The 9,220-nt window shown below is 40.3% G+C and carries 6 protein-coding genes and 1 rRNA gene; 4 read left to right on the top strand and 3 right to left on the bottom strand.

All coding sequences use genetic code 11. The features are described from left to right. Positions 1-298: 298 nt before the first annotated feature. Positions 299-856 carry a peptidoglycan-binding protein gene (locus tag IQ228_RS14115; protein WP_228043873.1) on the bottom strand — a complete coding sequence of 186 codons (558 nt, stop codon included), beginning with the start codon at positions 854-856 and terminating at the stop codon, positions 299-301. Between the two features lie 814 nt (positions 857-1,670). After that, the gene (gene cax, locus IQ228_RS14110; RefSeq protein ID WP_193963237.1) at positions 1,671-2,762 is read right to left on the bottom strand and encodes a calcium/proton exchanger; all 1,092 of its coding nucleotides are present in this window, start codon (positions 2,760-2,762) and stop codon (positions 1,671-1,673) included. A gap of 468 nt (positions 2,763-3,230) precedes the next feature. On the opposite strand from cax, the gene IQ228_RS14105 reads away from it, so the two are divergent. Beyond that, positions 3,231-5,882: a DUF3536 domain-containing protein gene (locus IQ228_RS14105; protein ID WP_193963235.1), complete on the top strand. Its 2,652-nt coding sequence runs from the start codon at positions 3,231-3,233 to the stop codon at positions 5,880-5,882. 197 nt (positions 5,883-6,079) lie between these two features. On the opposite strand, the gene IQ228_RS14100 is transcribed toward IQ228_RS14105, so the two are convergent. Next, positions 6,080-6,865, bottom strand: a complete 786-nt coding sequence (locus IQ228_RS14100) for a DUF1868 domain-containing protein (protein ID WP_193963233.1) — start codon at positions 6,863-6,865, stop codon at positions 6,080-6,082. Between the two features lie 86 nt (positions 6,866-6,951). Here IQ228_RS14100 and holA point away from each other — a divergent pair, with 86 nt between their 5' ends. The 3 genes from holA to IQ228_RS14085 all read left to right on the top strand — a co-directional run. After that, on the top strand, positions 6,952-7,938 hold the full coding sequence (gene holA, locus IQ228_RS14095; protein ID WP_193963231.1) for a DNA polymerase III subunit delta: 987 nt from the start codon (positions 6,952-6,954) through the stop codon (positions 7,936-7,938). Positions 7,939-8,045: 107 nt separating this feature from the next. Next, positions 8,046-8,531, top strand: coding sequence for a DUF4168 domain-containing protein (locus IQ228_RS14090; protein ID WP_027403897.1), 486 nt, complete (start codon positions 8,046-8,048; stop codon positions 8,529-8,531). Positions 8,532-9,062: 531 nt separating this feature from the next. Beyond that, positions 9,063-9,220: ribosomal RNA gene (locus IQ228_RS14085) — 16S ribosomal RNA — on the top strand; the annotation flags it as partial.

Raw genomic sequence — 9,220 nt, 5'->3', positions numbered from 1 at the left:
CTATTTATGATCATGGGAATAATGATAATTATTTTCAACTTAATAATCTATCAATATCCTTGTTTTCGTTTAGTTGAAAAAGAAATTCCTGATGCACTATCACCTGAGTTCGATATAAATAATCATCCTGAAAAATATTAATTTAATTTTTGTAGGTTGGGTAGAACGAAGTGAAACCCAACATTAGCGGTGTGATAGTAAGGGGTGTTGGGTTATAGCTTCGCTAGTATGAATAGAAGCTTGAACTGTGACAATTACTGTGGGCTTATCTACTTGGGTAAAAAAAGCAACTGACCAATTACATTGTTAATTCCCACCAAGTTTTTTGACCAACTACACCATCTGTTGATAGACGGCGACGATTTTGAAAAGCTTTGACAGCAGTTTCGGTGACTGGTCCAAAAACTCCATCAACAGGTATTCCATAACCGTTGGCAATTAAAAGTTTTTGTAAAGCTCTCACAGATATACCTGAACTACCAAAACTAATAACCGGCATGGGTTGGTTCTGGGTTCTGGAATATCTTGTGGATACCGGAATACCCCTTTTTTTTGTGATGGGGATATTGCCAGCATCAGCTATTTTAAAAGAACTCAGGGGCATCTGTTTTTGGGTTATTTGCTCAAAGATTTTGTGCCTTCGGAATGAGAGGATTGAAAGATGATTTGGGGAAGTTATACCGATTTGAGTAAATTCTGGCGGTGTAATTTGAGGGTAAACAGCTAATTTATTGGATTGATGATTTGTTAAACCCATACCATTCTCTCTGGGAAAGATTTTCTGTGAGAGAAAACGGGGTACATTTAGTGGTTTTGGATTTAATACACCCATCATCAGCAGTCCGATTTCAGTCATTTTATTTTATCGCTGTGCTTATTTATAAAGTAGTAAATAGCAAAAGAAAAGTAGAGGCAATGTAGAATGGTACTGAGTTATTTAGAAAGTTAAATATATACTCAAAACGGCTTGATTGTTTGATTCTAAAGGTAGGGGTAAAGCAAGAGCTTCATTGGTGTCAACTTAGGCTACAGATGCCTTATTTGTTGGCTTCAACACCCACCCAGAAATGATAGCGTAGCGTGGCGTAAGCCATATTTCCGGGCTAATAAGTAAAGTTTACTAAAGTAAACTGGGGATTTTTAGTCATCTTCAGATGACTTCTGCTATTAGACTGGGAATTCATTCCCAGGCGGGCTTTACCCCTACACATCTGGGTTCTTTGTCGTTTGGCAAAAGTTTAAATCTCACCCGTGTTTAGTATAATACCTGTATACAGGTATCCGAGCAAAATTAATTGAATATCTGGGGAATAAATGGGAACAAATAAAAATCCCTATTCCCCACTCTCTTTTTTGTAAAGATTCTCACAATAAATCTAGTACACTGCGGCTTAAATAACCCAGCCATTCTCACTCGCTAAAAAGCTTATGACCTATTGCTTTTGATTTTTCACTTGCGCCTGGCGGTACTAGCGGTTGATATCGGAAGAATGATCTGATTTGAGACTATAATTATTATGAATTTTATTCATCTATCTTAAGGGAGTTAAAATTATCAAAAAAATATTTAGGTCTTGGTAAAGGATAAAAAATCCCAATTGATTAGATTGGGAATATCAAATCTTGAATAAATTTGTTGGGGTATTTGTCAGCACCGTGGCATGGTGTAATTAACCCATCCCATTAGTAACTGGATGGAAGTAGAAGGCAAAACCCAAGACAGTATAAGCTGCTAGAAGTAATGTTCCTTCTAACCAATTAGATTTACCATCGGAACTAATGCTATTAGCAATTAAAACTGATACAGCAACAGCTACTAATTCAAAGGGGTTAAAATCTAAATCCATTGGTTGCCCAACTATCCAACCGGCAATTACTAAGACTGGGGCAACAAACAGGGCAATTTGCATACTTGAACCTACAGCGACAGACATAGCCAGATCCATTTTATTTTTCATGGCTACGGTGACTGCGGTGGCGTGTTCAGCAGCGTTACCGATAATGGGAACTAAAATTACCCCGGTAAATAGTGCGCTTAGACCTAGTTTAGATGTAGCGACTTCTAAGGAATCAACTAGCAATTCTGACTCCCAGGCAACTAACAGGGTACAAAGTAAAAGCACACCACTCCATAACCAGACATTTGGTTTTTCATGGGTAACTTCGTCTTCTTCTATTTCTGCTATACCAACTTCATACAAATAAGCATGAGTTTTCATCGAAAATAGTAGTGTTAAGCCGTAAACCAAAATTAGGACAATGGCTACAGCTAGGGAGAGATTCTGTACGGTTGCTTCGTTAATACCTACGGAGGTATAGTTCATTGCTGTTGGTAGCAAAATAGCAATTACTGCTAAGTTCATGGAGGAAGCATTTACTCGCGCTACAACTGATTCAAATGTTTGCTCTTTGTAGCGAATTCCCCCTAGTAGCATGGATAAGCCCATAACTAAGAGTAAGTTACTGATAATTGAACCTGTGATACTGGCTTTAACGACATCTATTAAACCCGCGTTCAGGGCAACTAAGGCGATAATCAATTCTGTAGCATTGCCAAAAGTCGCGTTTAAAAATCCGCCTATTCCTGGACCGACGACTACGGTGATTTCTTCGGTAGCTGTACCCATCCACGCTGCTAGGGGGAGAATCGCTAATGCTGCGGTGATGAAAACTATTAAGTCTCCCCATTCTAAAAAGTGGGCTGCTAGAGATATGGGTATAAACAGCAGCAGAATGGTGAAAATAATGTTCTTGATTGACATTTTTACCTTGAATTTAGGGGATTTTTACACAATGTCTAAAATATCATGTGCATTTGAATACCTATCATATCTGTACATTAGTCATTAGTCATTAGTCATTAGTCATTAGTCATTGGTCATTGGTTAAGTAGGTGAACACAATAAAACCAAACTGTGTAAAGAAACGTAAAATCGCTGAAAACTTCTTTACTTTTGCCTCTTGCCTCTTGCCTTGCTATAACTACAATTTTCAACGCCAACCTACTTATTGGTGATTGAGCAAATTCTTCCTCCTGAACTCCTGATAGCGTAGCGTGGCGTTAGCCATACTCCTGAATGGGCGCAGGCCCTGCGCCCCTACCTCATGGTAGCGTAGCGTGGCGTTAGCCATACTTCTGAACTTCTATTCCTCACAGTGACAACAATTGTGAAAAGGTATATATAGTAAGAATATTCTTCAAAATTACACATTTATTTGGATAAAAATATATGACTTTGGCAGCGGAAATACCAAGTAGTTATGACTCAATATTACCATTAGATCAAGAGGCTAAATCCAGTCCTGAACATGATCCCCTGAAAACTGCTCAGGGTGTTTATGTGACGGTTCATGGGCATTTTTATCAACCTCCTAGAGAAAATCCCTATCTTGATGCGATTGAACGTCAACCTAGTGCTAGTCCTTTTCATGACTGGAATGAGCGGATTCATTGGGAATGCTATCGTCCTAATGCTTTTGCTAGGGTCTTCAATGACCGAGGCGAGATTGTGAAGATTGTGAATAATTATGAATACATGAGCTTTAATATCGGTCCAACGCTGATGTCGTGGTTAGAACGCCACGATGGGTCGGTTTATCAGCGGATTTTGGAGGCTGATGCTAAAAGCTGCGATCGCCTCAATGGTCATGGCAATGCGATCGCTCAAGTTTATAATCACATTATCCTGCCTCTAGCCAATGAACGGGATAAACATACACAAATTCGCTGGGGTAAGGAAGATTTCCGTTCTCGCTTTGGTCGTGATGCTGAAGGAATGTGGTTGGCGGAAACAGCCGTAGATTATGCCACCTTAGAAGCATTGGTAGCTGAAGGCATTAAATTTATCATTTTAGCCCCTTCTCAAGCCCAGCGTTGTCGTCCAATCCCCACAGAAGATGATTCTAGTAGTCAATGGCATGAGGTGGGGGGTAATCAGATTGATCCTACTCGTCCTTATCGCTGTTATTTAGATAGTGACGAGTCTGCAAAAACATCAACTGCCTATATTGATATCTTTTTCTACGATGGTCCAATTTCGCGGGATATGGGTTTTAGTGATGTTGTCTACAATTCCCATCATTTTGCAGGACGGATTGGGGCGGCTATTCGCGGGGATCATCGTCAGTCCCAATTGATTTCTGTAGCTACAGATGGAGAAACCTTTGGACATCACAAAAAGGGAACAGAGAAGACTTTAGCCTATGCCTTTATTGGTGAGTTTCCCCGTCATGGTTGGACTGTCACCAATTTTGCCCACTATCTAAGTTTAAATCCTCCCTCTTGGGAAGTAAAATTAAAGTCAGTGACGGCTTGGAGTTGCGCTCACGGTGTTGATAGATGGCAAGATGATTGTGGTTGTGGTGGTGAAGGTGGTGTGTGGCATCAAAAATGGCGGCGACCGTTACGTAATGCGTTAAATTGGCTGCGAGATCAGTTAATTGATGTCTATGAGGAATATGGTAATCCCTTATTTCGTGATCCTTGGCAAGCGAGGGACGAATATATTCATGTCATGGGCGATCGCACTCCCGCTAATATTCAACGATTTCTATCTCACCATCAAACTCGCAAACTCCAAGCGGCTGAACAGGTAGAAGCTTTACGCTTGTTGGAAATGCAGCGTCACTCTTTGCTGATGTTCACCAGTTGCGGCTGGTTTTTTGAGGAAATTTCTCGCCCAGAGGGAACACAGATTTTGCGTTATGCCTCTCGCGCTTTAGAATTAGCAGGGGATGTGGCAGGTGTACAATTAGAAAAAGGCTTTATTAAACGTTTGGGTTTAGCTCCTAGTAATGTGGAAGAGTTTAAACATGGGGCGGAGATATATCGTCAGTTAGTGCTAACTGCCCAAATTGATTTTAAACAAGTTGCCGCTCATTACGCTATTACTTCCCTTTTTAATCATCACAAAAATACTCTCCCTCAACACCAAACAGATAAACATCACCATATTCCTCATCAGCGTGTTTATTGCTATAATGCCCATGAGCTAGATTATCATAAGCAAAGCTTGGGACCATTAACTATGGCAGTGGGGCATTTGCAGCTAGTGTCAGATATTACTTGGGAAAGTGAAAATTTAGTATTTGCGGTTTTGCATTTGGGTGGTTGGGATTTTCATTGCTGTATTCAGCAGTTTGCCGGACGACGTAACTATAGTCAAATCAAGGAAAAGCTGTTTACAGCCCTGCAACAGGCTAGTATCGCTCATGTGATTTTGGTGATGACTCAATTATTTGGGGACGATACCTTTAGTTTACAGACTTTATTTGCGGAAGAACGTCACCGGATTATGCGGTTGTTGAGTCAGGATACACTGGCACGATTAGACCAGTTATATACTCAGGCATATCGTGATAATTACGGTGTGATTATGGCTTTTCATCGGGATGAGTTGGAAGTACCACGAGAATTACAGGTAGCGGCAGAAATTGCTTTGGGGTATCGTTGTCTGACAACGTTGAAATCTCTAGAACAAGATATTACTGAATTGCAATTAAGCTGGAATTTGATTGGAGAATTGGAAGCGATCGCTACAGAAGCTGAACATCTGCGTTGTCAATTGAATATTCCCGATGGTAATCAAATTTTAGAGCAATTAATAGTCCGGTTATTGTGGCAATTATTATATACTGCCAATAGCAAGATAGATGCAGATATTCAGCGGTTAGAACGATTAATTGATGTTGGTTATAAATTACATCTTGGCATTAATTTAAACCATTCCCAAGAACTCTATTGGAGTTGTTTACACAGTCAAATATTGCCACGAATTACCAGTCTTGAGAGTGAAGCAGAAACTATGCAATGTCGTCAATTACTGAAACTAGGACAAAAATTAGCTGTTGATGTCAGTCCTTATTTGGATAAATTGCCATAAGTAATTGGACAAAAATATTTACAGTCATTGCGAGGGAAGGGAAGCAATCACAACCCTGGCGATTGCTTCATTTCACTTCGTTCCATATGGCTAACGCCACGCTACGCCATCATTTCTGAGTGGGTATGGAAGCCAAACAAATAAGCCATCTGTAGCTTAAGTTGACACCATTAAGCTTTTGCTCAACCCCCATTGACTTAGAAATTTACACTTGGCCAGTCTGGTTGACGATAATAATGGGTCATATTATCAAATTTTCGTAATTCCACCTGATCAATGAGAAAATCTGGCGTATCTAACGGCAATGATTGATTAAACTCACAAAACATGGTACTCAGGTTTACCCTGTTTAATTCTGGGGGAATTTCGCCAAAGTAACCCAATGTCACATGGGCTGTAAAATGATAATGCTGCTCAATACCCAAACCCATTAGTGTGCGATTTTGATAAATTATCCGCCGAAATTGAATAATTTCCTCATAGGAACGTTTATCTTTTGGTACTAAACACATACCCACAGCCCTGGGCATGACAATTAATCCTAACATTTGCCAAGATATAGGTGATCCCTTTGTCATCAATTTTTGATATTCTTGAAACCTCTCAGCTAATTGAGAATTCAAATCTTCAGCAAATTGAGGGTTTTTTGCACAAGCATGATGAAAAGCGCTGTCCCAAATTAAATCTGCCACCGTCACATGAAAACTAGCAGGAGGAACAGGTACAATCAAATCCCTAGCAATGGGTAACTCTAATAATTGCTGTTGATAGGCTTGTATTTGGCTGTAAAAAGCAGCGTTGTTTGCATCTTCTGCTGCTGGTGGGGTAATCAGCGTATAGCCTGGAAAGGGTGTAGCCTCTCTGACTCCAGCATGAACTCGAAATTTAGAAGATTCCTGAATATGCTGAATCTGGGTTTTGTAAGCTTCTGGTAGCGTCATGCGTGCTACCCGATTTAAATAAGTTTGGTAGTTGTCGTCCAATCTTGATCACCTTGCGCTCTTTTGATAGATTGTAGGGAGATTTACTCAATTTGACCAAATTAATTTTTAATTTTAACTAAATTACCATGCCAATATATGTTTACTGGGGCGAAGATGATTTTGCGATGGAAAAAGCCGTAGTCACTTTGCGCGATCGCATTCTTGATCCCCTGTGGACTAGTTTTAACTATACCTCATTTCCTCCAGATCAACCCGATTCTATCGTCCAAGCTTTAAATCAAGCAATGACACCGCCATTCGGTGCTGGTGGGCGTTTCGTATGGCTCATCAACACCACTCTGGGGCAAAATTGTCCAGACCACATCCTCGCAGAATTACAACGCACTCTTAAGGTCATCCCTCCAGACTCTACCTTACTATTAACCAGTCGCAACAAACCAGATGAACGACTGAAAAGCACAAAACTCCTCAAACAATTTGCAACAATTTCCGAATTTTCCCTCATTCCCCCTTGGAAAACCGAACTTTTAGTCCAATCAGTTCAACAAGTCGCTCAAACCATCGGTCTAAAAATCAGTCCCCTAGTAGCCGAACTATTAGCTGAATCCGTAGGCAATGATACCCGTCTTCTCCACAATGAACTGGAGAAATTACGCCTCTACAGCGGAGGCAGGAACAAACCCTTAGACGTGAATACAGTATCTGAGTTAGTCAGAAATACTACTCAAAATACCTTACAATTAGCAACAGCCATCAGAACAGGAGATACCCCAAAAGCTTTAGGAATCTTAGGCGATCTCAGTAATGCCGCAGAACCAGGTTTACGGATAGTTGCCACACTCATTGGTCAATTTCGCACCTGGTTATTAGTCAAAATGATGATGGACAGTGGTGAACGCAACCCCCAAGCGATCGCTCAAGGTGCTGAAATCTCTAACCCCAAACGCATCTACTTCCTACAGCAAGAAGTCAAATCCCTCCCCCTACAGCAACTCATCTCTGCCTTACCACTGCTATTAGAATTAGAAGTCAGCCTTAAGCAAGGTGCATCCGAAACCTCAACACTACAAACTAAAGTCATCGAACTTTGTCAAATATGCCGCCGCACTTAATACCCACATCGAAATATTCAATTTCAATCTTGACTGGAACTTCTAATTCAGAAAATAATTCAAACATATTATGTTATTCCCTATTTTCCCTCTGTGTCACCTGTTGTATGCTCAAAACTTATAGTCTTTATTTAACCAAACGGTTGCAGAGAACCCTCTATCAATCCTTGATCTTGGCAACTATTACCAGTACAAGCCTGATTTCCGGGACTTTTGGCCTCAATTCCAAAGTAACTGCTCAAACTTTAAACCTTAACAGTACAGAAGTAACTAATTACGCAAAAGCTGTATTAGGCATGGAGCCAGCCCGTCAGCAGGCCTTTAAAGAAATTAAAAACCTGATCGGTAGCAAAGACATTCCCCAAGTAATCTGTAATGATTCCAAAAGTTTCATTACACTACCAAACAAAGCCAAAGATATTGCCGTAAATTATTGCAACCATTCTCAAAAGATAGTTGAGGATAGTGGTCTCACCATCGAGCAATTTAACAAAATTACCGTAGAAATCCAAAAAAACAGTAATTTAAAACGACAGCTTTATAATACATTACTGCGCTTACAAAAGGATTCCCCCTCAAAAACTTCCCAATAAATAACCTTAAATTACAAGAGGCAAGAGGCAAGAGTAAAGAAGTTTTCAGCGATTTTACGTTTCTTTACACAGTTTGGTTTTATTGTGTTCACCTACTTAGGGCTTGCTGATAGCGCAGCGTGGCGTTAGCCATACTTATGTCCCTCACAGATAACTTTTCCAGCAACCCCTACTTATTACTATATTTCTCTAACCTGCATCAAGCAGAAAATATCACTCTTGTTTTTTCGCCATATCCATAGCATTATTGCCGATCCGATAAATCAAAAATACCCTGAATTCCCTAATTGCATAGGGCTTTCAGCTATTTCCAGCCCACCCCCTAAAAAAATATTTCTCAACCCCCTTGACAGAAAAAGGAAGGATTGCTATATTAGATAAGTGCCGAGAGAGAGAAACGACTCCCGGACAACTGAACCGAGAAAAAATAATACTTTGAAAGAATAGATTAAACCAATCCTCGTCGTCAAGATAATTGAAAGAGGATTCGAGATTTTAACTAATTTCGGAGCCGACAAACTCGAAAGAAACAAAATGGAGAGTTTGATCCTGGCTCAGGATAAACGCTGGCGGTATGCTTAACACATGCAAGTCGAACGGTCTTTTCGGAGATAGTGGCGGACGGGTGAGTAACGCGTAAGAATCTACCTTCAGGTTGGGGACAACCACTGGAAACGGTGGCTAATACC

It is taken from the genome of Dolichospermum sp. LEGE 00246 (genome assembly GCF_015207865.1).
GTDB classification, from domain to species: domain Bacteria; phylum Cyanobacteriota; class Cyanobacteriia; order Cyanobacteriales; family Nostocaceae; genus Dolichospermum; species Dolichospermum heterosporum.
Note: the sequence above shows the minus strand (reverse complement) of the source record. Positions and strands in the feature narration are given on the sequence as shown.